At 44.2% G+C, this 26448-nt stretch carries 23 protein-coding genes; 13 read left to right on the forward strand and 10 right to left on the reverse strand.

Annotation, left to right across the window (positions count from 1 at the left end; all coding sequences use genetic code 11):
* Window positions 1–112 precede the first annotated feature (112 nt).
* The 5 genes from sapA to L4D09_RS01095 are packed head-to-tail and all read left to right on the forward strand — an operon-like array spanning window position 113 to window position 5395.
* Window positions 113–1735 carry an ABC transporter substrate-binding protein SapA gene (gene sapA / locus L4D09_RS01075; RefSeq protein WP_428455636.1) on the forward strand — a complete coding sequence of 541 codons (1623 nt, stop codon included), beginning with the start codon at window positions 113–115 and terminating at the stop codon, window positions 1733–1735.
* 1 nt (window position 1736) lies between these two features.
* Window positions 1737–2699 carry an ABC transporter permease gene (locus tag L4D09_RS01080; RefSeq protein ID WP_428455637.1) on the forward strand — a complete coding sequence of 321 codons (963 nt, stop codon included), beginning with the start codon at window positions 1737–1739 and terminating at the stop codon, window positions 2697–2699.
* Window positions 2686–3573, forward strand: a complete 888-nt coding sequence (gene sapC, locus L4D09_RS01085) for a putrescine export ABC transporter permease SapC (protein ID WP_428455638.1) — start codon at window positions 2686–2688, stop codon at window positions 3571–3573. Before L4D09_RS01080 ends, sapC begins: the two co-directional genes overlap by 14 nt.
* Window positions 3573–4574 (forward strand): peptide ABC transporter ATP-binding protein, encoded by a 1002-nt coding sequence (locus tag L4D09_RS01090; RefSeq protein ID WP_428455639.1) that lies wholly within the window; start codon window positions 3573–3575, stop codon window positions 4572–4574. The genes sapC and L4D09_RS01090 overlap by 1 nt, the downstream gene beginning before the upstream one ends.
* Window positions 4571–5395, forward strand: a complete 825-nt coding sequence (locus L4D09_RS01095; RefSeq protein ID WP_428455640.1) for a peptide ABC transporter ATP-binding protein — start codon at window positions 4571–4573, stop codon at window positions 5393–5395. Before L4D09_RS01090 ends, L4D09_RS01095 begins: the two co-directional genes overlap by 4 nt.
* A 93-nt stretch (window positions 5396–5488) precedes the next feature.
* Here the strand turns inward: L4D09_RS01095 and pyrF are convergent, their stop codons facing one another.
* The 8 genes from pyrF to L4D09_RS01135 form a co-directional block, all read right to left on the reverse strand.
* Window positions 5489–6184 carry an orotidine-5'-phosphate decarboxylase gene (gene pyrF, locus L4D09_RS01100; RefSeq protein ID WP_428455641.1) on the reverse strand — a complete coding sequence of 232 codons (696 nt, stop codon included), beginning with the start codon at window positions 6182–6184 and terminating at the stop codon, window positions 5489–5491.
* Window positions 6185–6501: 317 nt separating this feature from the next.
* Window positions 6502–7671: a lipopolysaccharide assembly protein LapB gene (gene lapB, locus L4D09_RS01105; protein WP_428455642.1), complete on the reverse strand. Its 1170-nt coding sequence runs from the start codon at window positions 7669–7671 to the stop codon at window positions 6502–6504.
* Window positions 7672–7674: 3 nt separating this feature from the next.
* Window positions 7675–7959, reverse strand: a complete 285-nt coding sequence (locus L4D09_RS01110; RefSeq protein ID WP_428455643.1) for a LapA family protein — start codon at window positions 7957–7959, stop codon at window positions 7675–7677.
* Window positions 7960–8159: 200 nt separating this feature from the next.
* On the reverse strand, window positions 8160–8450 hold the full coding sequence (gene ihfB / locus L4D09_RS01115; protein ID WP_428448146.1) for an integration host factor subunit beta: 291 nt from the start codon (window positions 8448–8450) through the stop codon (window positions 8160–8162).
* Between the two features lie 84 nt (window positions 8451–8534).
* Complete coding sequence (gene rpsA / locus L4D09_RS01120) at window positions 8535–10205, reverse strand: 30S ribosomal protein S1 (protein WP_428455644.1); 1671 nt, start codon at window positions 10203–10205, stop codon at window positions 8535–8537.
* A gap of 99 nt (window positions 10206–10304) precedes the next feature.
* Entirely contained in the window at window positions 10305–10988 is a 684-nt protein-coding gene (cmk, locus tag L4D09_RS01125) for a (d)CMP kinase (protein ID WP_428455645.1), read from the reverse strand.
* 198 nt (window positions 10989–11186) lie between these two features.
* Complete coding sequence (gene aroA / locus L4D09_RS01130) at window positions 11187–12467, reverse strand: 3-phosphoshikimate 1-carboxyvinyltransferase (protein ID WP_428455646.1); 1281 nt, start codon at window positions 12465–12467, stop codon at window positions 11187–11189.
* A 166-nt stretch (window positions 12468–12633) separates the two neighbouring features.
* Entirely contained in the window at window positions 12634–13896 is a 1263-nt protein-coding gene (locus L4D09_RS01135; protein ID WP_428455647.1) for a DUF5666 domain-containing protein, read from the reverse strand.
* A 104-nt stretch (window positions 13897–14000) separates the two neighbouring features.
* On the opposite strand from L4D09_RS01135, the gene L4D09_RS01140 reads away from it, so the two are divergent.
* Both L4D09_RS01140 and L4D09_RS01145 read left to right on the forward strand, forming a co-directional pair.
* Window positions 14001–14669, forward strand: coding sequence for a response regulator transcription factor (locus L4D09_RS01140; protein WP_428455648.1), 669 nt, complete (start codon window positions 14001–14003; stop codon window positions 14667–14669).
* Window positions 14641–15885: a sensor histidine kinase gene (locus tag L4D09_RS01145; RefSeq protein ID WP_428455649.1), complete on the forward strand. Its 1245-nt coding sequence runs from the start codon at window positions 14641–14643 to the stop codon at window positions 15883–15885. The genes L4D09_RS01140 and L4D09_RS01145 overlap by 29 nt, the downstream gene beginning before the upstream one ends.
* A 66-nt stretch (window positions 15886–15951) precedes the next feature.
* On the opposite strand, the gene serC is transcribed toward L4D09_RS01145, so the two are convergent.
* Window positions 15952–17034: a 3-phosphoserine/phosphohydroxythreonine transaminase gene (gene serC / locus L4D09_RS01150; RefSeq protein ID WP_428455650.1), complete on the reverse strand. Its 1083-nt coding sequence runs from the start codon at window positions 17032–17034 to the stop codon at window positions 15952–15954.
* 227 nt (window positions 17035–17261) lie between these two features.
* Complete coding sequence (gene gyrA, locus L4D09_RS01155; RefSeq protein WP_428455651.1) at window positions 17262–19907, reverse strand: DNA topoisomerase (ATP-hydrolyzing) subunit A; 2646 nt, start codon at window positions 19905–19907, stop codon at window positions 17262–17264.
* A 470-nt stretch (window positions 19908–20377) separates the two neighbouring features.
* On the opposite strand from gyrA, the gene L4D09_RS01160 reads away from it, so the two are divergent.
* The 6 genes from L4D09_RS01160 to L4D09_RS01185 all read left to right on the forward strand — a co-directional run bounded on the left by L4D09_RS01160 (window position 20378) and on the right by L4D09_RS01185 (window position 26441).
* The gene (locus L4D09_RS01160; protein ID WP_428455652.1) at window positions 20378–20524 is read left to right on the forward strand and encodes a hypothetical protein; all 147 of its coding nucleotides are present in this window, start codon (window positions 20378–20380) and stop codon (window positions 20522–20524) included.
* Window positions 20525–20732: 208 nt separating this feature from the next.
* A complete protein-coding gene (ubiG, locus tag L4D09_RS01165) occupies window positions 20733–21440 on the forward strand; it encodes a bifunctional 2-polyprenyl-6-hydroxyphenol methylase/3-demethylubiquinol 3-O-methyltransferase UbiG (protein ID WP_428455653.1) in 708 nt (235 codons plus the stop codon).
* A gap of 192 nt (window positions 21441–21632) precedes the next feature.
* Window positions 21633–22295, forward strand: a complete 663-nt coding sequence (locus L4D09_RS01170; RefSeq protein WP_428455654.1) for an HAD family hydrolase — start codon at window positions 21633–21635, stop codon at window positions 22293–22295.
* Between the two features lie 399 nt (window positions 22296–22694).
* On the forward strand, window positions 22695–24962 hold the full coding sequence (gene nrdA, locus L4D09_RS01175) for a class 1a ribonucleoside-diphosphate reductase subunit alpha (RefSeq protein ID WP_428455655.1): 2268 nt from the start codon (window positions 22695–22697) through the stop codon (window positions 24960–24962).
* 49 nt (window positions 24963–25011) lie between these two features.
* Window positions 25012–26145 carry a class Ia ribonucleoside-diphosphate reductase subunit beta gene (gene nrdB, locus L4D09_RS01180; protein WP_428455656.1) on the forward strand — a complete coding sequence of 378 codons (1134 nt, stop codon included), beginning with the start codon at window positions 25012–25014 and terminating at the stop codon, window positions 26143–26145.
* On the forward strand, window positions 26142–26441 hold the full coding sequence (locus tag L4D09_RS01185) for a 2Fe-2S iron-sulfur cluster-binding protein (RefSeq protein WP_428455657.1): 300 nt from the start codon (window positions 26142–26144) through the stop codon (window positions 26439–26441). Before nrdB ends, L4D09_RS01185 begins: the two co-directional genes overlap by 4 nt.
* Window positions 26442–26448 lie beyond the last annotated feature (7 nt).

The following is a 26448-nucleotide window of genomic DNA, read 5'->3' on the forward strand; positions in this document are numbered from 1 at the left end:
GGAAAATAAGCATAAAACACCTACTATTATCAGGTAATTTTATGAGATGACTTGGTGACAGAGTGGGATAATGTTAAATTTATAGTCTTGTTTTCAAAAAATTTCTTATCTTATGAGCGCCTATACTCGTCTTCTGCTTGCATGCGTTGGCCTAATTAGCCTAGTTGGCTGTAGTGAACCAGAGCAAGACAATGATATTCGTAGCCGTGGCTTCGTCTATTGTGGGCAAGATACGCCAACAACGTTTAACCCTCAGTTAATCGATGGTGGCTTAACAGCTGACACGCTTGCTGCGCAAATCTTTGACCGGCTCCTGATACTTGATCCGGTCAGCCATCAGCCCTTACCTTCATTAGCCAGCCATTGGACTGTCAGCGATGATGGTTTAGTTTATCGATTTACGCTTCGCCGAGGGATTGAATTCCAATCAACTGATTGGTTTAAACCTACACGCCAACTGAATGCACAAGATGTGGTGTTTAGCTTTAAGCGAGTCATAGACCCAAGTCACCCATTTCATGATATCTCAGGCGGTCGCTACCCTTGGTTTGAAAGCCAAGGTTTTGAATATTTAGTCGAAAATGTCGAGATGATTGACTCACACACCGTCGAATTCAGCTTATCGCGCCCAGATAACGCTTTTTTATCTAACCTTGCAACAACGTATGCCGTTATTCATTCGCAAGAATATGCCAATAGCGTACTTCGTGCAGGTAAACCTAATCAACTAGACATGAAGCCCGTTGGCACTGGGCCATTTTATCTAGAGCAATACCTACCCAATGACTTAATTCGCTTGAATCGCCACTCAGATTACTGGCAAGGCAGTGCTAAAATGGAACAGGTTGTATTTGATATTGCAACCCGAGGTACTGGCACCCTCGCGAAGTTACTAAGTAAGGGGTGTGATGTTTTATCATCACCTGTCGCGAGCCAGCTTCCTGTGATCAGCGAAAATGAAGACTATGAGCTCATCGCGCAAACAGGCATGAATGTCGCCTTTCTTGCACTCGATAATACTCAGCCAGAGCTAAAAGATGTACGAGTTAGAAAAGCAATCAACCATGCAATTAACCGTGAAAATCTTTTAAATTCGGTTTATTACGGTACAGGCACACAAGCAAAAAGCATTTTACCGCCAATGTCATGGGCCTATAACCGCAATAGCCAAGCATTAGATTATGCCCCCTCTAAGTCACTCGCGTTACTCAAAGATGCTGGCTATGATAAAAACTTAAACCTGACACTTTGGGTACCACTCGAATCCCGCCCGTACAACCCAAGTCCCCGTAAAACTGCCGAGTTAATACAAGCCGATCTCAATGCGGTGGGTATTCAAGTTACGATAGTGACTCAGGATACCGTGAGTAGATTAGGGGCTACTGATAAATTCAACAGCGACTTAGTTTTAACGGGGTGGGTTGCGGATAATGGCGATCCAGATAATTTCCTTCGCCCACTACTTTCGTGTGACGCAAAAATGGTGGGGTTAAACGTTGCGAACTGGTGCGATCTAAATTTTGACAATCTATTAGAATTAGCGTCACGGACAACCAAACTTGATCAACGTTTAAATTACTACTATTTAGCGCAGGATATTCTTGATCAGAAAGTACCTATTATTCCGCTTGCTCACGGCGTTCATTTTCAAGTACACCACCAATCGCTCAATGGTTTAACCATGAGTCCGTTTGGCACCCGCTCCTTCTCAACGGTTTATCGGGGCGATAACTAATATGTTTATCTATACCATTCGACGCCTAAACTTATTTTTCATCACGCTACTGATCCTCACTCTCGTCGGCTTTAGTTTGCTTCGCCTTGACACCGACTCTTTTTGGAGCGGCCTACCTTTTTGGACAGGCTGGAGCATTTACCTAGAGAACCTTTTTTCAGGCAACCTAGGACTTAATCTACAAGGAGAGCCTATTTTAAATGAGGTCTTGACTGTCTTCCCTGCGACGTTAGAGCTATGTTTCTTTGCCTTTGTTTTATCACTAATTACCGGAATTCCACTCGGCACACTTGCAGGGGTGAAACGTGGAAAGCCGATCGATACCTTGATTTCATCGGTGGCATTAATCGGCTACTCCATTCCATTATTCTGGTTAGCTGTTTTATTGATCATGCTATTTTCGCTTGAACTCAGCTGGCTGCCCGTTTCTGGTCGCTATAATTTGCTTTACGAAATTGATCATGTCACAGGCATTGCGCTTATCGACGTGATGTTATCTGACAAACCCTATCGTGCTGAAGCGATTAAAGACGTGATTAGCCACCTGATCTTGCCAACCCTTGTCCTTGCATTAGCCCCCACCACAGAGGTTATTCGTCTGACTCGTGCATCAGTAACAGACATTTTGGATCAAAACTTTGTTAAAGTTGCCCAAACTAAAGGGCTATCAATGTATGAAATTATCATCAGGCATATTCTAAAAAATGCCATTCCACCCATTATTCCTAAATTAGGCATGCAGTTTTCAACCATGATGACGTTTGCAATGCTAACAGAGTCAATTTTTAATTGGCCGGGGATCGGTCGCTGGCTATTAGACGCGATTTCGACCCAAAATTATGTAGCAATCCAAGCAGGTGTTATCACCGTCGGTAGCTTTATCCTGATTGCCAATATCCTGTCAGATTTGATGGGAGCCTTCGTGAGTCCGTTAGTTAGGAAGGAATGGTATGCTATCAAATAACATCTATCAGGAAACCAAGATCCCAACACAATGGGAGCGTGCATGGCATAATTTCAGATCAAATTCGCTGGCCATATTCGGTTTCTGGTGTTTATTACTGCTTATATTCTTAACACTCATCTCCCCTTGGATTGCACCTTACGTGCCAGTCAAACAAGTCGGCGAGCTGCTCATGCCCCCTTCTTGGGATGCAGCAGGCCATGTCGAGTACTTCTTTGGCACTGATGACCTAGGAAGAGATATCCTGAGCCGCCTACTGATAGGCTCTCGTATCACTTTTGGCTACGCAATACTTATCGCCGTCGCTTCTGCCGTCATTGGTATTGCGATTGGTGTGATGGCTGGCATGACCCGAGGCTTAAAGTCGAGCTTTTTAAACCACGTTCTTGATACCGTGCTTTCAATACCCTCGCTATTGTTAGCCATTATCGTCGTTGCGTATATGGGTCCTGGCGAAACCAATATTTTATTAGCCATTTGGCTTGCGCTTATCCCGCGTTTCATTCGTGCCGTCTACACTGCGGTACACAATGAAGTCGAAAAAGATTACATCATGGCTGCGCGCTTAGATGGTGCAAACGATTTTTACTTGCTCTACAACTCGATACTGCCGAATATACTCACGGTGCTCACCAATGAGCTTACCCGTGCCATTTCTATTGCGATACTTGATATAGCCGCATTAGGCTTCCTCGGCTTAGGCGCCCAAGCACCATCACCAGAGTGGGGAGCCATGCTAGGTGACTCTATTGAACTTATTTATCTTGCACCATGGACAGTGACCCTACCCGGCCTTGCCATTACGTTTAGCGTTTTAGTAGTAAACTTAGTAGGAGAAGGACTCCGCCAAGCGATTAACGCGGGGATAGACTAATGCCATTACTTGATATTCGTAACCTGACTATAGAAATTGATACACCGCAAGGCATGGTGAAAGCCGTGGAACGTATGAGCCTTACAATAAATGAAGGTGAAATTCGTGGCCTTGTGGGTGAGTCTGGCTCAGGAAAAAGCCTTGTCGCGAAAGCCATTGCAGGCGTAGCCAAAGATAATTGGCGTGTTAGTGCAGATCGCCTGCGCTTGGGTGATATTGACTTACTTGCTTTATCTCCTCGTGAGCGAAGAAGAGTTGTAGGACGCGAGATCGCGATGATATTTCAAGAGCCGTCCTCATGCCTTGACCCTTCTGAACGTGTCGGCGAACAGCTCAGAGAAGCAATACCCTCAACCTCATTTAAGGGACGATTTTGGCAACGGTTTAAATGGCGTCAAAAACAAGCGATTGCGTTGCTACACAAAGTGGGGATCAAAGATCATAAACAGATAATGAGAAGTTATCCGTACGAATTAACCGATGGTGAATGCCAAAAGGTTATGATTGCTATGGCCATTGCTAACCGACCACGCCTACTCATTGCCGATGAACCCACCAATGATCTCGACCCTATAACTCAAGCTCAAATATTTCGACTACTCAGCCGTATGAACCAGCTCGGCAACACCACCATATTATTGGTAAGCCATGATCTCACGACGGTTACCCAATGGGCTGATCGAATTACCGTCATGTACTGTGGTCAGTCGGTTGAATCGGGTAGTAGAAAGCAATTATTAGGTACACCTCACCACCCATATACAGAAGCACTACTACGAGCAATGCCTGATTTCAATTTAGACATTCTGCCCCATAAAAGTAAGCTAGAAACCTTACCCGGTTCGATTCCTCCACTTCAGCATTTACCTATTGGCTGTCGGTTAGGACCTCGTTGTCCGCATGCGCAGCGTAAATGTGTTGAAGTACCAAAACGAAGAAAAGTTAAAAACCATAAATTTAGCTGTCACTTTCCGCTAAATATGGAGGAAACGAAAAAGTGAGTTCACTACTTGAAGTCGAAAGTCTTAAAAAAGACTACCACTACCGTTCAGGCTTATTCCGTCGCCGTACCATAGAGGCGGTGAAGCCTGTATCGTTTTCATTGGAAGCCGGTGAAACTATCGCATTCATGGGTGAAAATGGCTCCGGTAAGTCAACGCTAGCCAAAATGTTATCTGGTGTTGAGGAACCTACCGAAGGGATCATCCGAGTAAATGGTGAGCCCTTAGCCCACCGAGATTATCAAACACGCTGCAAATTGATCAGGATGATCTTTCAAGATCCGAACACATCGCTAAACCCGAGAATTCAGATTGGTAAGATCTTGGAAGGGCCACTGAAACGAAACACCAATATGACCCCGCAAGCACGTGAACGGCGAATAATGACTACCCTTAAGCGAGTTGGTTTACTCCCTGAACATGCCTACTTTTACCCTCAAATGCTGGCAACAGGGCAAAAACAGCGTGTATCACTCGCCCGCGCGCTGATCCTGCAGCCTTGTATTATTGTTGCTGATGAAGCGCTAAACGGGCTTGATATGTCAATGCGTTCGCAGATCATCAACCTACTGCTTGAGCTACAAGAAGAAATGGGGTTATCGTATATTTATGTATCACAACATATGGGTGTTATTAAGCACTTTACTGACAAAGTAATGGTGATGCAGCATGGAGAGGTAGTTGAACAAGGAAACACCTTAGAGGTCTTCAACAACCCGCAGCACTCGTTAACTCAGAAGCTTATTGATAGCCACTTCGCTGCGCCATCCCATGATCGTACAAACCGCATTAGTAGTGCCACACCTAAGATTGGGTGCTAACTCATAAAATTTATCAGATAATTATTTAGGCAACAAAAAACGCCCGGCAAGCCGGGCGTTTATATATTCAGAACTTAGCTTATTAAGTAATTGCTACGCCAACGTCTTATTGATTTCAGCCAGTACTGCTGCAGGGTTTTCTGCTTTCGTGATTGGGCGACCAATCACCAAGTAATCAGAGCCAGCTTGTACTGCTTCCACAGGTGTCATTACGCGACGTTGATCACCAGCGGCACTGCCTGCGGGGCGAATACCCGGTGTTACTAGCTTAAACTCTCCACCAAGCTCATTTTTCAATAAGCTTGATTCATGTGCCGAGCAAACGACACCATCAAGTCCGCTGTTTTTCGTTAAACGAGCAAGGTTCAATACATGCTCTTGTGGCTCACACTGAATACCAATGCCACGGAGATCTGACGCCTCCATGCTGGTCAAGACTGTCACCCCAATTAATAACGGGCGATCTTTGCCAAATGGCTCAAGGATTTCACGTGATGCCGTCATCATGCGCTCACCACCCGTCGCATGGACATTGACCATCCATACGCCTAATTCAGCAGCCGCTGCGACTGCACGTGAGCAGGTATTTGGAATATCGTGAAATTTCAAATCAAGAAATACAGAATGGCCCCGATCATGCAGATTACGCACAAAGTCAGGGCCAAAATAAGTAAACATCTCTTTGCCAACTTTAAGTCGACAACTTCCCGGTTCGATACGGTCAACAAAGGCTAGTGCTTCATCTTGGCTTGGGTAGTCGAGAGCGACAATCACTTTTGGGTCTAACATGGCATCTCCTGCTTAGTCATAAGGTCAAACTTGCTCAGCGAGCTGAGCGCGGTCAGAATTTTACAGTAAATTTGTTTTTTTGCGAGTATAAATTCATTATTTGTTTCAAGGCGTCAAAAGTAGCACTCTTTTATACTAGCCAATCGTTTGTTAAATTAACCAAGATAAAAAACGCGACTAAAATAGGGAATTCTCGCTGTATTATCTTCATCATCAATAAATACCGTCCAAAAGCCACACTTGTAGGCACAAAAAAGCCCACTCGTATTACGAATGGGCTGAAAGCTTTATAATCATCAATCTAAATGGTGAGTATCTTACTCTCCATCCAATCCTCGAATTGGCTTGATCGCGCCCCAACCTTTGCAAGAGGGGCATTGCCAATATAAAGAATGTGTTGCGAACCCGCACTGACGGCAACGAAAATGAGGCTTAATTTTTAGTTGCTCACCCACTAAGCCACGTAATGTTGTCAAACTGTCTTTTGCTCGACCTTCTTCAGCTTCGTCAAGATGATAGTCCATCAATTGATAGAACCCCTTCATTGTCGGGTTTTTCTGCAACTGACGTGTCATGAAGGTCTGTGCCATAATTGCCCCTTCACGCTTGGCAATTTCATCAGCAAGCATTAACTCAGCGGTCGATCCTGCTTTTTGTTCAACGCAGATTCTTAAATACTTTAGCCAACCCGACTCATTGTTGGTCGCTTCATAGCATTCTAATAACAGTGGCAGAGATTCGCTGACAAATTCAAGATCTTGTTCAGCAACGCGCTCAAGTTGTTTAGCTGCGGCTTTATACTCTTCATTGGCAATCAATATTTTTGCCAACATTATGGTTGCACGTACACAGGTCTTATCTGCACTAACGGCTTTCTTAAGTAACTGCTTGGCTTTATCTGGGTTTTGCGCGCTCATCTCAAGCATTGCCATTTCACACCAGTAATGGGCGATATCATGCTTTAGCTTGGTCTTCCCCATCTTCACCAACTGTGCGGCCATTTCAATCGCCTTTTCCCATTCACGGGTTTGTTGGTAGATAGTAAGAAGTTGTTGTAACGCCCCTTTACGGTGATCGGGTTCATCGAGCAATTGTTCGAAGATTTTCTCAGCCCGGTCAAAAAAACCAGCTACCATGTAGTCTTTAGCTAGTTGCTGCAGCGCCAAGTTGCGCTGGTCGATGGTGAGATTAGGGCGGGCAATTAAATTCTGGTGGATGCGTATAGCGCGATCAACTTCACCCCGGCTACGGAATAGATTTCCTAGAGCCAAGTGAGTATCAATCGTTTCACTATCAACTTGGAGCAGTTCAATAAACACGTCTACGGCTTTATCAGATTGATCTGACAGCAATAGGTTCAAACCAGTGACATACTGGCGTGACATGTGATGAGACTGCTCCTGTTGTTTAGTACTCGCGTTCCTATTACCCATGTACCAGCCATAGGCGGCAGCAATCGGTAATAATAGGAACAACAGCTCAAGCATTCATTATTCCTTTACAGGCTCTGCACGAAGCTGATTAATTTCTTTCTGCTGCTTTTCAACTTTTTTACTTAGGCGATTTTTAGTAAAACGCGTTTTGAGATATAGCATGCCACAGATTAGCCAGCCAATCGCAAACCCGGAACCGAAGACAATCCCTAATAATGTTGAAAGTTGAAACTCACCCTGAGCAATCAGAAAATCAAAATTCACTAGCTGCTGGTTTTGAGCACCCAGCGCTAAAGTAACCAAGAAACAGGCAACCAAAACAAGAACAATAAGTATCTTCATCGTGAATCCTTCTCACTTGAACGAAAAATTGATAGTACGAAGCTAAATACAATGAGGCTTAAATTTTAATTAGAAGCACACATTAGCAATTTCAAAATAGCATTGGCTGATTATGCAAGATTTTTAGTCATCAGACCATGATCAATAGACATAAAAAAACGGCATACTATCAGTATGCCGTTTTTTTGTTCTAAACGTGGTTAACTAGCAAGTGCCAAGTTAACACGATCACGTAATTCCTTCCCAGGTTTGAAGTGAGGAACGTACTTGCCGTCCAACTCAACTTTATCACCCGTTTTTGGATTGCGACCTACACGTGGAGCACGGTAATGCAGAGAGAAGCTACCAAAGCCACGGATTTCGATACGATCGCCATCGGCAAGCGTGGTCGCCATGTGCTCAAGGATTTCCTTGATTGCATCTTCTACCTGTTTGGCAGAAAGATGTGTTTGTTGACTACATAGCCTTTCAATTAATTCAGACTTTGTCATAAACACTCCGGTTTTTAGTATGTTTCTCAATAGTATAACCGTTTAGGGAGAAAATGCTAAAACGCTTTTTCTCCCTACGCTCAATTATTCGCCTTTAGCCGCTTTGAAAGCGTCAGCCATAGCGCTACCGAAACCAGCATCGTCTTGCTTGTTCAGTGTTGCCATTGCTTCTTGCTCTTCAGCTACGTCTTTAGCACGAACAGATAGGTTGATTACGCGGTTCTTACGATCAACGCCTGTGAATTTAGCTTCAACAGAATCGCCAACAGAAAGAACTAGAGTTGCGTCTTCAACACGGTCAACAGATGCTTCAGAAGCACGTAGGTAACCTTCAACACCTTCAATTAGCTCAACAGTTGCGCCTTTAGCGTCAACAGCAGTAACAGTACCAGTAACTAGAGCACCTTTCTTGTTAACTGCAACGTAGCCATTGAATGGGTCTTCTTCGATCTGCTTAACACCTAGAGAGATGCGCTCGCGCTCAGCGTCAACAGCTAGAACTACAGCAGAGATTTCGTCGCCTTTCTTGAAGTCGCGAACTGCGTCTTCGCCTGAAACATTCCAAGAAATGTCAGATAGGTGAACAAGACCGTCGATGCCGCCTTCTAGACCGATGAAGATACCGAAGTCAGTGATAGACTTGATCTTACCAGTTACGTGATCGCCCTTAGCTTGCATTTCTGCAAATGACTGCCATGGGTTAGCTTTACACTGCTTAAGACCTAGGCTGATACGACGACGTTCTTCGTCGATATCAAGAACCATAACTTCAACTTCGTCGCCAACGTTAACAACTTTCGATGGGTGGATGTTTTTGTTAGTCCAATCCATTTCAGAAACGTGTACTAGACCTTCAACGCCTTCTTCGATTTCAACGAAGCAACCGTAGTCAGTTAGGTTAGTTACACGGCCAGAAAGCTTAGTGCTCTCTGGGTAACGCTTAGCGATAGCTACCCATGGATCTTCGCCTAGTTGCTTAAGACCTAGTGATACGCGAGTACGCTCACGGTCGAACTTAAGAACTTTAACGTTGATTTCGTCGCCAACATTAACGATTTCAGATGGGTGCTTAACGCGTTTCCAAGCCATGTCAGTGATGTGTAGAAGACCATCAACACCGCCAAGGTCAACGAACGCACCGTAGTCAGTAAGGTTCTTAACGATACCTTTAACTTCCATGCCTTCTTGTAGAGAAGCAAGAAGTTCATCACGCTCAACGCTGTTTTCTGATTCGATAACTGCGCGACGAGAAACAACTACGTTGTTACGCTTCTGGTCTAGCTTGATTACTTTGAACTCAAGCTCTTTGTTTTCTAGGTGAGCAGTGTCACGTACTGGACGAACGTCTACTAGAGAACCTGGTAGGAACGCACGGATGCCGTTAAGTTCAACTGTGAAGCCGCCTTTAACTTTACCGTTGATGATACCAACAACAGTTTCAGCATCTTCGTAAGCTTTTTCAAGCTGGATCCAAGCTTCATGACGCTTAGCTTTCTCACGAGAAAGTTTAGTCTCACCGAAACCATCTTCGATAGCATCAAGTGCTACGTCAACTTCTGCACCAACTTCGATTTCAAGTTCGCCAGCAGCGTTCTTGAATTCTTCAACTGGGATAGAAGACTCAGACTTAAGGCCTGCATCTACAAGAACGTAACCGTTCTCGATAGCTACAACAGTACCTTTAACGATAGCGCCTGGGCGTGTTTCGATTTCGTTTAGAGACTCTTCAAAGAGTAGAGCAAAAGATTCAGTCATTATTTAATCTTCAAATTGATTAACAACCATGGGTATCCTACCTCATGGGGTTGGTAGTAAAGTCAGTTATCTTCCGTGACACCGACGCCATCATACTGATCACTCAGCAGATAATTTTTCTTCAATAAAAGCCAAGGCTTGTGCCGTTACTTGCTCTATTGACATCTCAGTAGAGTCTAGCACCAAAGCATTGTCTGCGGGACGTAACGGAGCAACCGCGCGATTGCGATCACGGTAGTCACGTTCCTGAATTTCTTTCAAAAGGCGGCCAAAGTTAACATCTAACCCTTTCTGTTGCAACTGGTTCATGCGGCGATTAGCACGTTCTTCAGCGCTAGCATCAAGGAAAATCTTCACTTCAGCCTGGGGAAATACCACTGTCCCCATATCGCGACCGTCAGCCACCAATCCCGGCGCTTCGCTAAACGCACGTTGACGGCGTAATAGTGCTTCTCGTACACGCGGAAGGGCTGCAACTTTCGATGCTGCCATACCGGTCTCTTCTTTGCGAAGTTCAGCAGAAACATCTTCGCCTTCGAGAATAACCTTTACTAACTCACCTTCAGCCACGAATTGAACATCTAAGTGAGCCGCTAGCGGAACCAAAGCGTCTTCAGATTCTAATTCAACACCGTGGTGAATAGCAGCAAGTGCCAAAACGCGGTAGATGGCACCAGAATCAAGCAGTTTCCAGCCCAGTTTATCTGCCAATAGCATACACAGCGTGCCTTTTCCTGCACCACTAGGCCCATCGACAGTGATTACTGGAGCGTGAGTAGACATAGATTCTCTCCGAAGTTGTTCAAATATAAGCACGAATACCAACTTGCATCTAACTTAAACCGACAGATGGAACTGAGTATTAGCACTCTTAAACGGGGGCATATTATACGGGAAAATGATTATGATACCAATTGGTAATGGCCATCGTTCTTATAAAAAAATAAACCCGCTGGAAAGCGGGTTTATGGGGGCTGTAATTTATTGGCTTAGCAAAGCCAATTTATCAAAATAGTCGGGGAAGGTTTTCGATGTGCATTTTGGGTCATTAATTGTGACCGCCGTGTCACTTAATGCGACTAATGAAAAACACATCGCCATTCGGTGGTCATCATATGTATCGATGGCGGCATGTTGTAGTTGAGTTGGCGGTACAATCGTAATGTAATCTTCACCCTCTTCCACTTCTGCACCGACTTTACGCAGCTCTGTCGCCATTGCAGACAAGCGATCAGTTTCTTTTACGCGCCAGTTATACACATTACGGATAGATGTTGTGCCTTTGGCAAACAATGCTGCCATTGCTATGGTCATCGCGGCATCTGGAATATGGTTAAAGTCGAGATCTACGGCGTTAAGCTCATCACGGCGTGCGATAACATAGTCATCACCCCACTCAATTTCAGCGCCCATCGCCGCTAACGCATCAGCAAACTGTATATCACCTTGAATGCTCTTTTTGCCGATTCCGGTTACTTTCACTTCACCGCCTTTAATAGCAGCTGCAGCTAAGAAGTACGATGCCGAAGACGCATCACCTTCAACCAAAAACTCACCCGGCGCTTGATACGTTTGGCCGCCTTTTACCACAAATTCTTGATAATCACGGTTTTCAACCTCAACACCAAATTGCGCCATGATATGAAGCGTAATATCTATGTATGGCTTAGAGACCAAGTCTCCTTTGATGCGAATAATCGTATCGTCTTTCGCCATCGGCGCCGACATCAAAAATGCCGTTAGGAATTGGCTAGAGATAGAACCATCAATTTCGACCTCACCACCAGCAAGTCCCGTACCCTTAATATTTAATGGTGGGAAATTATCATTTTCCAAGTACGTGATTTCAGCGCCAGCACCACGCAAAGCGTCAACAAGGTGGCCAATTGGGCGTTCTTTCATGCGCGGTTCACCCGTTAATACGAACTCCCCACTGCCCAAACATAATGCAGCAGCTAACGGTCGCATTGCCGTGCCCGCGTTACCTAAAAATAGTTCTAGCGATTGTTCTGGCTTAAATGCAGCACCCAGACCGATCACTTCACACGTTGTTTTATCTTCCGATAATTGGTAGCTCACACCCAATTGGCTAAGCGCATTTAGCATGTGACGAATATCGTCACTATCAAGCAAATTGGTAAGACGCGTTGTACCTTTTGCTAACGCAGCCAATAGAAGTGCGCGATTTGATACGCTCTTTGAACCCGGTAGGTTCACTGTGCCATTAATCTTATTTATTGGCTGTAACGTTAAACTTTCCATCTGATATTTCTTAATCCTGTTTGGTCGCAGTTCAAGCAGATTAGCGAATTCTGCCTCAGTTCGCTAGTACTGAATAATGTGATCTGCCGAGGATTCTTCTTTAGTCGCTCGCTGGAATAAAAAAAGCGCCCGTAGGCGCTTTAAAAATACCTCGTATCAATTGTTATTAGTCATCGCAGCGATATAAATAAGTGCCGTCAAAATCGCAATCTAGATCGACCCAACGGCCTTCATACTTTTGTAGCGAGTTATCGTTGGCTGAATACCCCCAAATGGCACCAGCTTTAACGAAGCCTTCTAGCTCGATTTCATCATCATCACGGTCTTCACGCTCTATCTCAATGGCAATATATCGACCAGAATTACTACCGTCTAGGATGTAACGACCTTCAACTTCCACCCAGCTTGTATCTAAATTATCGTGGGTTAAGCCATCATCTAATTCAGTATTGTTATTGATTTCAATCTCGATGCCATTAATGCTAAATACACCATTTTGGTATCGAGCTTCACCTACAGCCTGAAACTCTTTCCCTGATACACCATTACCATCATCTTCAAATTCAATTTCAGTTGCTAATAGGCGATTTGATCGATGTACCATCTCTACCTCAACCCAACGACCTGATGCGAGATCCTCTCGGCGACCATCGTCGAATTCAGTATTATTGTTAACCTCAATGCGTAAACGACCATTAAGTTCGATTTGGGTTAAATTACTATTCACCCAAGAAATCACACCTTCGACTTCGGTATCGTCGTAATCACGGTCATCTTCAACATCAATTTCTGTGGCGACAAGCATATTGCCATGCATATCACCATACACTTCAACCCATGCGCTATTTGCGAGCTCATCGTCATCATCGATATCAGCACGGCTAAAATCGACTGTCACTGTGCCAATTTTGAAGGTTTGTGCTACGTTATCTAACTGAGAAACAGGCCCTTCAATTTCAACAAAACCGAGATCGGGTACTTTCTGTACTGATACAACTTCCAAAGTGCCATCAGCCAATGGGTAGGTGGTTACCATCACCCAGTCACCAATATTGATTCCAGCTAAGTCTGAAAATGTCAGGGCTACGCCATTCACTGTAAAGCTGGTGCCATTAATTGCTGTTACTTCGCCAGTCAGTGAAGGATCCAGCTTCATAGACGTGATCAGATTGTCATCAGCATCAACCTGTACACGCATACCATTCGCCACATCATTAAAAGACAATGTCACGCCATTGCGATAGGTCACAGGGGCACCTTCACTGCGCAGTGAATAGCCGTTAACTGTCATGGTCTGGTTAGTATGTGAAATTTTCGCGACTTGACCATCAAGACGACCTGTTTTGGTGTCAGGTGTTGAGTTTCCAGAACCGCCACCACAGCCAACTAGTGTCATTGCTACAACAGTAGCTAGTACCCTTTTTTTCATAATTTTCCTATGATTAATCATGCTTATTTTAAAACTGGCGATATCATATCGCTATCGCTGTGAAGCAAACGTGAAGAAATGCTGAGGGAGTCATAGATCAATTTATGAAAGTGCTAATTGTCGAAGATAACCACCACGTAGCTGAAACCATTGCTGACTATCTTGAATTAGAAGGGTACACCATTGATTGTGCTTATCACGGCTTAGCCGCCATTCAATTAGTAATAGAGAATTATTACGATGTCATTGTTATGGATATTATGATGCCTAAGGTTGACGGAATTTCTGCCGTTAGAAAAATGAGGGAAGAAGTTTTCTGTAATGCCCCTATCCTATTTTTAACAGCTAAAGATAGCCTTGAGGATAAGGTTGCGGCATTTCAGGCTGGAGGAGATGACTACCTCATTAAGCCCTTTGCCATGGAAGAGTTGTCTTTACGGTTACAAGCCCTTGCCAGCCGGGGTTGCCGAAAAGATATTGGACTCATCTGCTTTGCTGATTTAGCCATTAACCAAGCGACAGGAGAGGTACTCAGAGCAGGTAAACAACTGAAGCTTAGTCGCATCCAATTTAAAATTCTTACCCTTCTAGTCAAAAGAGCCCCTGCTATCGTAACAAGACAAGAAGTTGTTAATGCCATCTGGGGCGATGAGACACCGAGTAGCGATGCTTTGCGTAGCCACGTTTACGGCCTAAGAAGCGCCATAGACAAAGACTTTGTTGAATCAAGACTAGAGACCATTCATGGCCAAGGATATAGGCTCAAAGCCTAAAGCATACCCGAGTATTTACCGGAAAATACGTTGGAGTTTTGGCCTTCCTACTTTGGTCATGTTCACCCTCTTTTGGTCTGCTATTTATCTCGCGGAAAATGAATTAGAAATTATCAGCCTTCATCACTGGTTAGACACTGAAGCGAGCCAATATAGTCGCGACTACCAGCGATTTGGCAGTGAGGCGCAACTTCCTAATGAAAGTGAGTTCTACAGTTATTGGAGCAAAGAAAATCCACCTGAATGGCTTAAAAGCTACCAAGAGCCAGGGTTTTATGAACACCTGCTGGGCAAAGAGGATAAACACTTCATTGTAACTGACCACCCTTCTGGCGATGGCCTGTTTTATATTGTTTTCCAAGATGACGCAGACGACTACCTCGATGAATATGAAGCTCGGCTACACTTCATGACCTTTACTTTAGGCGGATTAGTCAGCCTAACAGTACTCATTTATAGCCTGTATTTCGTCAAAAGTTTATCTCGACCTTTGGAAACCATTGAGCACAAAATCCGAAGTATGCCACCTGATCAACCTGATTTCATGGTCGAAACAGAATATAAAGAAACGCGTGAAATTGAACAGGCCTTGCATGACAGCAAAACAAACATTGCGCAATATTTTCAGCGGGAGCATGACTTTAGCCGCTTTGCCTCACATGAACTTCGAACGCCAATTATGGTGATACAAGGCTCTGCGGAATTGCTTGGCAAAATCCCTAACCAGCCGCCCATCGCAACCAAAGCCATCTACCGATTGCTAAAAGCCAGTGAGGAAATGAGAGAGTTGACGGAAGCATTTCTGCTTCTAGGAAAAGAAACCATTGAAGCTCACCATTTTGGTACTTACCAACTGGAACATAGCCTTCGTCAACAACTTGATGCGATGTCGCCTATCTTTGCAAAACAAGACGCTAGTTATGATCTAATTACCGACTCACCCTATTTAGTTTTTGCACCTGAAAGTTTTATTAATATAGTTATTAATAACCTGATAAAAAATGCATTTAGCTATAGCGTGGGGGATATCCATATTCGGCTTACAGATAATCAACTTAACATCGTTAATCGCCATGACGGCAACGAAACATATAATGCGGGTTATGGCTGCGGGTTGGTCATTGTTGAGCGAATATGCGAGCGAATGGGCTGGTCATACCGTAGTGGTGACGACGGTGAAAAATTCAGTACATTGGTGATTTTTAATAACGTATAGAAAGACAAACCGCCCCTAATTAAAATGCCATGGCTAAAGCCGAACACTCAATAAGGGGCGAAAGCTTTACGCGTTTTCTTGTTCGAACTTAGACATAAATTCAACTAAGGCGTGCACACCTTCAATTGGCATCGCATTATAAATAGAAGCACGCATCCCACCGACAGCTCGGTGTCCTTTTAACGCCTTCAAACCAGTGCTGTCTGCTTGCGCTAAGAATCGGCTATCCAATTCTGGATTTTTTAGCTGGAACGGCACATTCATCAACGAGCGGTTTTCGTTATGAACATCATTGTGGTAAAAGTCGGATTGATCGATGTAGTCATACAAAACTTTCGCTTTAGCTTCATTACGTCGCTGCATTTCAGCGATGCCGCCAATGTCCTTCAACCATTTGAACACTTCACCAGCCAAGTACCAAGCAAATGTCGGCGGAGTATTAAACATCGACTCTTTATCAGCCTGTACACTATAATCTAAAATGCTTGGCACAATAGACTTCGCTTTACCTAACAGATCATCTCGTACAATCACGATAGTTAAACCCGCAGGGCCGATATTCTTTTGAGCGCCCGCATAGATCACACCGTATTTTGATACATCGATCTCGCGAGAAAGAATAGTTGAAGACATATCAGCAACGATTGGCTTCTCTGTTTCAGGAAGATCGCGAATCTCAATACCATCAATGGTTTCATTGGGACAAAAATGCACATAAGCGGCATCGTCAGAAAGTGGCCATTCTGAGGCTGGCAAAATGGCGGCTTTACCATCACGCTTACAAGTAATATCAACAGCATTTGGGGTGCAGTATTTCTTGGCCTCAGCCGTTGCACTCTCAGCCCAATAACCACCATGCATGTAATCAGCGGTGTCACTATCGCCTAAGATATTCATTGGTATCGCTGCAAACTGCGCACGAGCGCCACCATGGCAGAACAGGACATGATAATTATCAGGGATCGACATTAAATCACGTAAATCTTGCTCTGACTGCTGCGCAACTTCAATGAACGGTTTACCTCGGTGGCTCACTTCCATTACAGAAGTACCGTGATCATTCCAGTTGATCAGTTCTTGTTGTGCTTTTTTTAAAACGTCTGCCGGGATCATTGCCGGGCCAGCGCAAAAATTAAAAACCTTGTCCATGACGAGAAACCTGCTCCTGCTAGTAAACATGGGGAAGTGTAATAGAGTGCGGCCAAACGGGTTTTAAATCTTAAAACCTGATTGTGACACCGATCAAGTATTTGTTTTTACACCTTTATGACGGCGGTGGAAAGGGTTTCTTGATAAATTGTTTATTTCCGTTCTAACAGGAAAAAAAAAGCGCAGCCTAGTGGCTGCGCTCAATTTAGTTCAAACTACTACAATGCTTATTCTTCTTCAGAAGAACCTTCTGCATCAGTATCAACTGCTGGCAGTTCTGTTGTTGGTGCTACTTCACCTTCAACCACTTCGCCTTCAGCAATTTCCGCATCTTCAAGAAGCACTTCTTCAGGCTCATCGATACGCTGAAGACCAACAACTTGTTCGCCTTCTGTCGTACGGATCAAAGTTACGCCTTGCGTGTTACGGCCCACTCGACTCACTTCAGCAACACGGGTACGAACCAGCGTGCCACCGTTAGTGATCATCATGAACTCGTCGCCATCTTCAACCTGTACTGCACCAACAACGCTACCGTTACGGTCAGATACTTTGATTGATACAACACCTTGTGTTGCACGGCTCTTCGCTGGGTACTCTGCAAGCTCTGTACGCTTACCGTAACCATTTTCAGTTACAGTCAGTACATCACCTTCGTTGTGCGGCACAATTAACGATACGACTTTGTCGCCTTCCGCTAACTTCATACCACGAACACCGGCAGCTGTTCGACCCATACCACGTACCTGCTCTTCCGAGAAGCGAACCACTTTACCCGCTTCAGAGAACAACATAATTTGGTCTGTGCTATTGGTAACATCAACACCAATCAGTGAATCACCATCACGCAGATTCACGGCAATAATACCGGCACTACGAGGACGACTAAAGTCAGTCAATGGTGTTTTCTTAACTGTACCATCAGCTGTTGCCATGAAGACAAACTTGTCGGCTTCATATTCTTTCACTGGCAAGATAGCAGTAATACGTTCACCTTCTTCTAGAGGAAGAATGTTAACGATAGGCTTACCACGTGCTGTTCGGCTTGCCAACGGTAGTTGATAAACCTTCAGCCAGTACATACGGCCACGGCTTGAGAAGCACAGAATCGTATCGTGGGTATTAGCAACTAACAGACGCTCGATGTAATCTTCATCTTTCATGCGCGTTGCTGCTTTACCTTTACCACCACGACGTTGGGCTTCGTAGTCGCTCAGTACTTGATACTTCACATAACCTTCGTGAGAAAGCGTTACAACAACATCTTCTTGAGTAATCAAATCTTCAAGATCGATATCGTGGCTTGCGGCAGTAATTTCTGTACGGCGTACATCGCTAAACTGTTCTTTTGCGGCTTCAAGCTCTTCACGGATCACTTCCATCAAGCGCTCTGAACTACCCAGAATGTGCATTAGCTCAGCAATTTCTTCAAGCAGCGTCTTGTATTCACCAAGAATTTTCTCGTGCTCTAGACCTGTTAGCTTGTGAAGACGTAGGTCAAGAATTGCTTGTGCTTGCTGCTCTGTTAGGAAGTACTGGTTGTCACGGATGCCATAATGGTCTTCTAACCACTCAGGACGAGCCGCATCGGTACCAGCACGCTCTAGCATTGTTGCAACGTTACCAAGATCCCAACCGCGAGCAACTAAACCCGCTTTTGCTTCAGCAGGTGTCGGTGCACTTTTGATCAGTTCGATGATCTCATCGATATTGGCTAGTGCCAGCGCTAAACCTTCAAGAAGGTGAGCACGTTCACGCGCTTTACGAAGTTCGTAAATAGTACGGCGAGTAACCACTTCACGACGGTGGTTAACGAAACATTTCAACATCTCTTTCAGGTTGAATGTCTTCGGCTGGCCGTTATCCAGCGCCACCATGTTGATACCGAACGTCGTTTGTAGCTGAGTTTGTGCATATAGGTTATTTAGTACAACCTCACCCACAGCATCACGCTTACATTCAATAACAATACGCATGCCGTCTTTATCAGACTCATCACGTAGGGCACTGATGCCTTCAACTTTCTTGTCTTTTACTAGCTCTGCGATCTTTTCAATCAAGCGAGCTTTGTTCACTTGATACGGGATCTCGGTAACAATAATGGTTTCTTTACCCTTACTGTCAGCTTCGATATCCGCTTTAGAGCGCATGTAAACTTTACCGCGGCCAGTATGATAAGCGTCAATAATGCCTTTACGGCCGCTGATCATAGCTGCAGTCGGGAAGTCTGGGCCTGGAATGTATTCCATTAGCTGATCAATGGTGATGCTTTCATCATTGATATAAGCCAGACAGCCGTCAATCACCTCACCCAAATTATGGGGTGGGATGTTGGTTGCCATACCTACTGCAATACCCGATGAACCGTTAATTAACAAGTTCGGAATTCTAGTTGGCATTACCGCCGGAATTTGTTCTGTACCATCATAGTTAGGAACAAAATCAACCGTTTCTTTATCTAGATCAGCCAGCAATTCGTGGGCAATTTTCGACATACGTACTTCGGTATAACGCATTGCAGCGGCGGAGTCGCCATCAATCGAACCGAAGTTACCTTGACCATCAACTAACATGTAGCGAAGAGAGAAAGGTTGTGCCATACGTACGATGGTATCGTAAACCGCACTATCACCATGTGGGTGATATTTACCGATTACGTCACCAACCACACGGGCAGATTTTTTATATGCTTTATTCCAGTCATTGCCCAATACATTCATCGCGAATAAAACACGACGGTGTACCGGCTTAAGGCCATCACGCACATCAGGAAGAGCACGACCAACGATAACTGACATCGCGTAGTCGAGGTATGAGCCTTTCAGCTCCTCTTCAATGTTTACGGGCGTGATCTCTTTTGCAAGATCGCTCATGGAGCCAATATCCCTCAGGTAATTTCTGTCGTATACGTATACCAAACAGCATAACTATCGCTAATAAGGGAAGCCCTATTTAATGCGATACCTATAACGTTGGGTACCATACGTGCAAGGTGCGAAAATATAGCATATTTCAGCCTAAATAGGCACACCTTTCACACGTTATGTTGTGAGTAATTTAGCGAAATAAAGAAAAAGCTAAAAGGCAAATTTAAAAAAAACAACTCTAGCCGCTCACTTTTCATTCAACTGCGTTTTTCTAATCGTTTTACATCTGCACAAATTGCAACCAATTGTAAAAATACGACCCAGGTACTATTTATGCACTTATCTCAACATGCTGACTCTTTGCTGAATAGAAAACTGATCATTATCAATATTTGCTTCTGCAACAAGCGTAGAATCAGCTTTAGAAAAAGACGAGAACTTAGTTTTCATAAATAGTACATTTAAGTGAGGTCAATATGTTAGGCAAAGCAATCACTACAATCGGCATGTGTGTTATCGGCGGAAAATACCTTTTAATGCTCATTTTAGCCGCAGTTACTGTTTCAACTGGCGCAGTGCAGGCTGATATGATGCAATTAGCAATGATTGATCCTGTAGAGTAATCAAACATGCTAACAAGGATTGTTTAGAAGGGTCTGTTACACCCCATAAAAGCTGTCGATGTCACAGGCGAGACAGACCCTAACTCCTATTTTAAACACCGAATAAAAACCTTAACTTCCCCGCTTTATTTTAATAACCTTACCTCTCGCAATCTGCTACCTTCCTTCGCTATAATGCCCGTACCTATATGGACAATGGCTACAGAAGATGACCAAGCAGTTGAATGTCGATCCGGCAGAAATCAGTAAATTCGAAGAAATGGCCTCCCGTTGGTGGGATCTTGAAGGTGAATTTAAGCCTTTACACCAGATCAACCCCCTTCGTCTGAATTTTGTTATTGATCATGCCGATGGCCTGTTCGGCAAAAAGATACTGGACGTTGGCTGTGGTGGTGGCATTTTAGCTGAAAGTATGGCGGTTGAAGGTGCCGATGTAACTGGCCTTGATATGGGTAAAGAACCCCTAACAGTTGCCAGACTTCATGCTTTGGAGACTGGAACAAAATTAGAATATGTCCAGCGCACTGCAGAAGAGCAAGCTGAGCTCTATCCAGAGACTTACGATGTGGTTACTTGCATGGAAATGCTAGAACATGTACCAGATCCCGCCTCTGTCATAGCGGCATGCGCAAAAATGGTGAAACCAGGTGGGCATGTGTTTTTCTCTACATTAAACCGTAATATCAAGTCTTACCTTTTTGCGATTGTTGGTGCAGAGCAACTGCTTAAGCTTGTACCTAAAGGTACGCATGACCATCAAAAGTTTATCCGCCCATCCGAGCTACTTTCAATGATCGACCGAACGCCATTGCAAGATCGCCACATAACCGGTTTACACTACAACCCGTTAACGGATAAATACTGGCTAGGTAAGAACGTAGATGTAAATTACATCGTACATACTGTTAAGCCTTAAGCAATTTGAACAAGGGAGTAACCGACTCCCTTGTACACCCCCCCTACCTCGCACTACACTTATTCATATCATTAAAAGGCTCGCTCATTCCCTCATGCATCACGTATGGGGTCTGTTGTAACGTCTCTAAATCACAGCACTTTGAAGCCTTTTGAGTATGCCCCTATTCATTGCATGACAAGGATGCGTCTTATGCCCACAACAATTAAAGCAGTTCTATTTGATCTCGATGGCACTTTGCTTGATACCGCCCCTGATATGGCAGAAGCCGCCAATAAAGTATTAGCCGACTATGATCAGCCTCCTCTTTTAGAGCATCAAATACAGGCAAATACAAGCTACGGAGCAAAAGGCTTACTGACTGCTGGTTTTGGCCAAATTCCTGACTATCTTAACCCACTCGAGCTTCGACAACAGTTTCTCGATTACTACCAGCAGAACATCTGTGTATCTACTTCGTTATATCACGGTATTCCTCAGCTATTGTCTCACCTAGAACAACAGAAAATTCCATGGGGGATCATGACAAATAAGCCTACATTTCTAACCGAAATGCTGCTGCCTTTCTTTCCTGAGCTGATGCGAGCACAAACGGTTATCTGCGGCGATACTCTGAACGTGGCAAAGCCTCACCCAGCGCCATTGCTTCACGCCAGTGAAAAACTAGGCATACACCATGAAGAGTGCATATATATCGGTGATATAGAAAAAGATATGATTGCAGCGAACGCCGCCAACATGCAAGGTTATGTGGCAGGCTGGGGGTATATCGGTGAGGCACATACACCAACCGACTGGCAAGCTGAAGCGATATTAGCGCACCCAGAAGACTTAATCAGCCTCATTAATGCATAGAAGTTACAGGGCTAACTAGCCAATAAATAACCAAAAAAACACCCCTCATTAAACATGTAGAATAAGGGGTGAAAATCAAGTTTTTTTTTTATATTCTCTTTTTTTATTTTCTAAATTTTTTTTGCATTTCTCTATGATATTGTCACACTTGAGCAAATAGGTTAGTAGGTACTAACTTTGTTTTATGAATCCCCATGTTATCCACAGCCGGTTAAAAATTACCACCTTGCATTAACCCCACATCATCACTATCTTGTAACCTTATAAGCTCAACACCCCAATATATAGTGTTTGGAACAGCAAACAGAAATCGAGTTAAGATCACGTTCTTTACCAGTCTGGTTGCTTAAAGTTTCAAAAAACACTGCTATAGACGATTATCTGGGAAAAAGACCAAAAATGAATCAACAGCTCACTGTTACCAAGCGTGATGGACGCAAAGAAAGTATCGATCTGGATAAAATCCACCGAGTAATTACCTGGGCCGCAGAAGGCCTAGAGAATGTGTCGGTTTCACAGGTTGAACTAAAATCACATATTCAGTTTTATGAAGGGATCAAGACTGAAGACATCCACGAAACCATCATTAAAGCAGCGGCTGATTTAATCTCAGAAGAAACGCCAGATTATCAATATCTTGCGGCACGTCTTGCTATCTTCCACTTACGTAAAAAAGCGTATGGCCAATTCGAGCCACCAGCACTTTATACGCACGTTACCACTTTGGTAGAGACAGGTAAGTATGACCAGCACTTACTTGCAGACTATTCCAAAGAAGAATTCGAGTTGATGGACACTTACATCGACCATTGGCGTGATATGAACTTTTCTTATGCAGCCGTTAAGCAGCTAGAAGGTAAATACCTCGTACAAAACCGTGTTAGCGGTGAAATTTTTGAAAGTGCACAGTTCTTGTACATGATGATCGCGGCTTGCCTATTCGGCAAATATCCACGAGATACACGTATGAGCTACATCAAGCGTTTCTATGATGCGGTGTCTCAATTCCAAATTTCACTTCCAACGCCGATCATGTCGGGTGTTCGTACTCCTACACGTCAGTTCAGCTCGTGTGTACTCATCGAATGTGACGACAGCCTTGATTCAATCAACGCAACAGCAAGCTCTATTGTTCGCTACGTATCTCAACGTGCAGGTATTGGTATCAATGCCGGTCGTATTCGTGCATTAGGCTCAGAAATTCGCGGCGGTGAAGCATTCCATACTGGTTGTATCCCATTTTATAAGTACTTCCAAACTGCGGTTAAATGTTGTTCTCAAGGTGGTGTTCGTGGCGGTGCTGCTACGCTGTTCTACCCAATTTGGCATGGTGAAGTTGAATCACTGCTAGTACTGAAGAATAACCGTGGTGTTGAAGAAAACCGTGTTCGTCATATGGACTACGGTGTACAGATCAACAAACTCATGTATACCCGCCTAATCAAAGGCGAGAACATCAGCCTGTTCTCACCATCAGATGTTCCGGGTCTATACGATGCATTCTTTGCCGATCAAGTAGAGTTCGAGCGCTTATATACACAATATGAGCAAGACGAAAGCATCAAACGTAAAACCATTAAAGCCATTGAGCTGTTCTCTTTGCTAATGCAAGAGCGAGCTTCAACAGGTCGTATCTACATTCAAAACGTTGACCACTGCAATACACACAGCCCATTTGACCCAAGCGTTGCCCCAATTCGCCAGTCAAACCTGTGTCTTGAAATTGCATTGCCGACCAAGCCACTGAACAATGTTGAAGACGAGAATGGTGAGATTGCGCTTTGTACGCTTTCAGCCTTCAACCTGGGTGCGATTGAATCACTTGACGATCTAGAAGAACTTTCGGATCTCACAGTACGCGCACTTGATGCTCTGCTTGACTACCAAGATTACCCACTGCCAGCAGCTCGCCGTTCAACCATGAACCGTCGAACATTAGGTGTTGGTGTTATCAACTTTGCTTACTACCTTGCGAAGCACGGTGTTCGATACTCTGACGGTAGTGCTAATAACCTAACGCATGAAGCATTCGAAGCAATGCAATACTACTTGCTGAAGGCATCAGTTGGTTTGGCGAAAGAGCAAGGTGCTTGCCCTGCATTCAATGAAACAACGTATGCACAAGGTATTCTACCTATCGATACTTATAAAAAAGATATCGACAAGGTTTGTTCTGCAGAACTGCGTTACGACTGGGAAACATTGCGTGAAGAAATTAAAACGCACGGTCTTCGTAACTCTACCTTATCTGCTCTTATGCCATCAGAAACATCATCGCAAATTTCAAATGCGACTAACGGTATTGAGCCACCACGTGGCTTCGTATCAGTTAAGGCATCGAAAGACGGCATTTTGAAGCAGGTAGTACCTGAGTACAACAAATACAAAGACAACTATGAGTTACTTTGGAACATTGGCAGCAATGACGGCTACTTACAATTAGTTGGTATTATGCAAAAGTTCATCGATCAAGCCATCTCTGCGAACACCAATTACGACCCAAGCAGCCAGCCGGGTGGTAAAGTTCCGATGAAACTCTTGCTAAAAGACCTGCTTACAGCGTATAAACTCGGCGTGAAGACCTTGTACTATCACAACACCCGTGATGGTGCATCAGATAGCCAAGGCGATGTAGGCGCAGACGACTGCACAAGCTGTAAGATTTAACCAGTTTAAAATAATGGGAGCTCCGGCTCCCATTCATGTTGAGGATAAGATGGCATATAGCACTTTCTGTCAAACTAATAACGATCAACTTAAAGAGCCAATGTTCTTTGGCCAGCCTGTCAACGTTGCCCGTTATGACCAACAAAAATTTGAAATATTTGAAAAGCTGATTGAAAAGCAGCTTAGCTTTTTCTGGCGACCAGAAGAAGTCGACGTGTCTGGTGACCGTATTGATTACAACAATCTGCCAGATCATGAGCGCCATATTTTCATCAGTAACTTGAAATATCAGACGTTACTCGACTCAATTCAAGGACGTAGCCCTAACGTTGCGCTACTGCCTATCGTTTCTATTCCTGAACTAGAGACATGGATTGAAACCTGGTCGTTCTCTGAAACTATCCACTCGCGTTCTTACACTCATATCATTCGTAATATCGTGAATGATCCCGCAACAGTGTTTGACGACATTGTGGGTAACGAGCAAATCACTAAACGTGCTGGTGATATTTCAAAGTTTTATGATGAGCTTATTCAAGCGACGAATGACTACCATCGTCTTGGCGAAGGTACTCATACCATCAACGGTGAAACAGTCATCATTAGCCTTCGTGAGCTAAAGAAAAAGCTGTACCTCTGTATGATGTCGGTTAATGCCCTAGAAGCCATTCGCTTCTATGTCAGCTTTGCTTGTTCATTTGCTTTTGCTGAACGTGAACTGATGGAAGGTAATGCGAAAATCATTAAGCTTATCGCACGTGATGAAGCACTGCACCTAACCGGTACTCAGCATATTCTCAACTTGCTGCGTACTGGTCAGGATGATCCTGAAATGGCTGAGATTGCAGAAGAATGTAAGGATGAGTGCTTCCACATTTTCCGTGACGCTGCTGAGCAAGAGAAAGAATGGGCAGAATACCTATTCAAAGATGGCTCGATGATCGGCCTAAACAAAGACATTTTGTGCCAATACGTAGAATATATTTCTAACCTACGTATGGCTGCTGTGGGTCTTGAGCATGCCTACCCAGGGGCAACTCAAAACCCAATCCCGTGGATAAATTCATGGTTATCATCAGACAATGTCCAAGTTGCCCCGCAAGAAGCAGAGATCAGCTCTTACCTTGTTGGCCAAATTGACAACGATGTAAGTGCCGATGATTTGGGCGACTTCGAACTATGAGTCGAGTCACCATTAACGTTAATGGTATCGAGGTTCACGGCAATAGCCGTGAGCCTCTGCTCAACCAACTTGAAAATGCAGGTTTTCAACCAGAATACCAATGCCGTAATGGTATGTGTGGTGCTTGTCGCTGCAAGTTAACTGCTGGTGCTGTCGCCCAACAAGACAGTATGGCATTCATCGCGCCCAATGAAATTCTCGCTTGCTCTGCGATACCCAAAGCAGATGTCACGCTTGAATTTAGCTATCAACTACCTCAACAGGTACAAGATAAAACAGTTAAGAAAGCCGTCTGATCAGAAG

The organism is Photobacterium makurazakiensis (assembly GCF_050336715.1).
In the GTDB taxonomy this organism is placed as follows: Bacteria; Pseudomonadota; Gammaproteobacteria; order Enterobacterales; family Vibrionaceae; genus Photobacterium; species Photobacterium makurazakiensis.

Bases quoted from the DNA above. Each gene is read 5' to 3' on its own strand.
- sapA (WP_428455636.1), top strand. From the start codon at position 113: ATGAGCGCCTATACTCGTCTTCTGCTTGCATGCGTTGGCCTAATTAGC.
- L4D09_RS01080 (WP_428455637.1), top strand. From the start codon at position 1,737: ATGTTTATCTATACCATTCGACGCCTAAACTTATTTTTCATCACGCTA.
- sapC (WP_428455638.1), top strand. From the start codon at position 2,686: ATGCTATCAAATAACATCTATCAGGAAACCAAGATCCCAACACAATGG.
- L4D09_RS01090 (WP_428455639.1), top strand. From the start codon at position 3,573: ATGCCATTACTTGATATTCGTAACCTGACTATAGAAATTGATACACCG.
- pyrF (WP_428455641.1), bottom strand. From the start codon at position 6,184: ATGTTAGACCCAAAAGTGATTGTCGCTCTCGACTACCCAAGCCAAGAT.
- lapB (WP_428455642.1), bottom strand. From the start codon at position 7,671: ATGCTTGAGCTGTTGTTCCTATTATTACCGATTGCTGCCGCCTATGGC.
- L4D09_RS01110 (WP_428455643.1), bottom strand. From the start codon at position 7,959: ATGAAGATACTTATTGTTCTTGTTTTGGTTGCCTGTTTCTTGGTTACT.
- ihfB (WP_428448146.1), bottom strand. From the start codon at position 8,450: ATGACAAAGTCTGAATTAATTGAAAGGCTATGTAGTCAACAAACACAT.
- rpsA (WP_428455644.1), bottom strand. From the start codon at position 10,205: ATGACTGAATCTTTTGCTCTACTCTTTGAAGAGTCTCTAAACGAAATC.
- cmk (WP_428455645.1), bottom strand. From the start codon at position 10,988: ATGTCTACTCACGCTCCAGTAATCACTGTCGATGGGCCTAGTGGTGCA.
- aroA (WP_428455646.1), bottom strand. From the start codon at position 12,467: ATGGAAAGTTTAACGTTACAGCCAATAAATAAGATTAATGGCACAGTG.
- L4D09_RS01135 (WP_428455647.1), bottom strand. From the start codon at position 13,896: ATGAAAAAAAGGGTACTAGCTACTGTTGTAGCAATGACACTAGTTGGC.
- L4D09_RS01140 (WP_428455648.1), top strand. From the start codon at position 14,001: ATGAAAGTGCTAATTGTCGAAGATAACCACCACGTAGCTGAAACCATT.
- L4D09_RS01145 (WP_428455649.1), top strand. From the start codon at position 14,641: ATGGCCAAGGATATAGGCTCAAAGCCTAAAGCATACCCGAGTATTTAC.
- serC (WP_428455650.1), bottom strand. From the start codon at position 17,034: ATGGACAAGGTTTTTAATTTTTGCGCTGGCCCGGCAATGATCCCGGCA.
- gyrA (WP_428455651.1), bottom strand. From the start codon at position 19,907: ATGAGCGATCTTGCAAAAGAGATCACGCCCGTAAACATTGAAGAGGAG.
- L4D09_RS01160 (WP_428455652.1), top strand. From the start codon at position 20,378: ATGTTAGGCAAAGCAATCACTACAATCGGCATGTGTGTTATCGGCGGA.
- ubiG (WP_428455653.1), top strand. From the start codon at position 20,733: ATGACCAAGCAGTTGAATGTCGATCCGGCAGAAATCAGTAAATTCGAA.
- L4D09_RS01170 (WP_428455654.1), top strand. From the start codon at position 21,633: ATGCCCACAACAATTAAAGCAGTTCTATTTGATCTCGATGGCACTTTG.
- nrdA (WP_428455655.1), top strand. From the start codon at position 22,695: ATGAATCAACAGCTCACTGTTACCAAGCGTGATGGACGCAAAGAAAGT.
- nrdB (WP_428455656.1), top strand. From the start codon at position 25,012: ATGGCATATAGCACTTTCTGTCAAACTAATAACGATCAACTTAAAGAG.
- L4D09_RS01185 (WP_428455657.1), top strand. From the start codon at position 26,142: ATGAGTCGAGTCACCATTAACGTTAATGGTATCGAGGTTCACGGCAAT.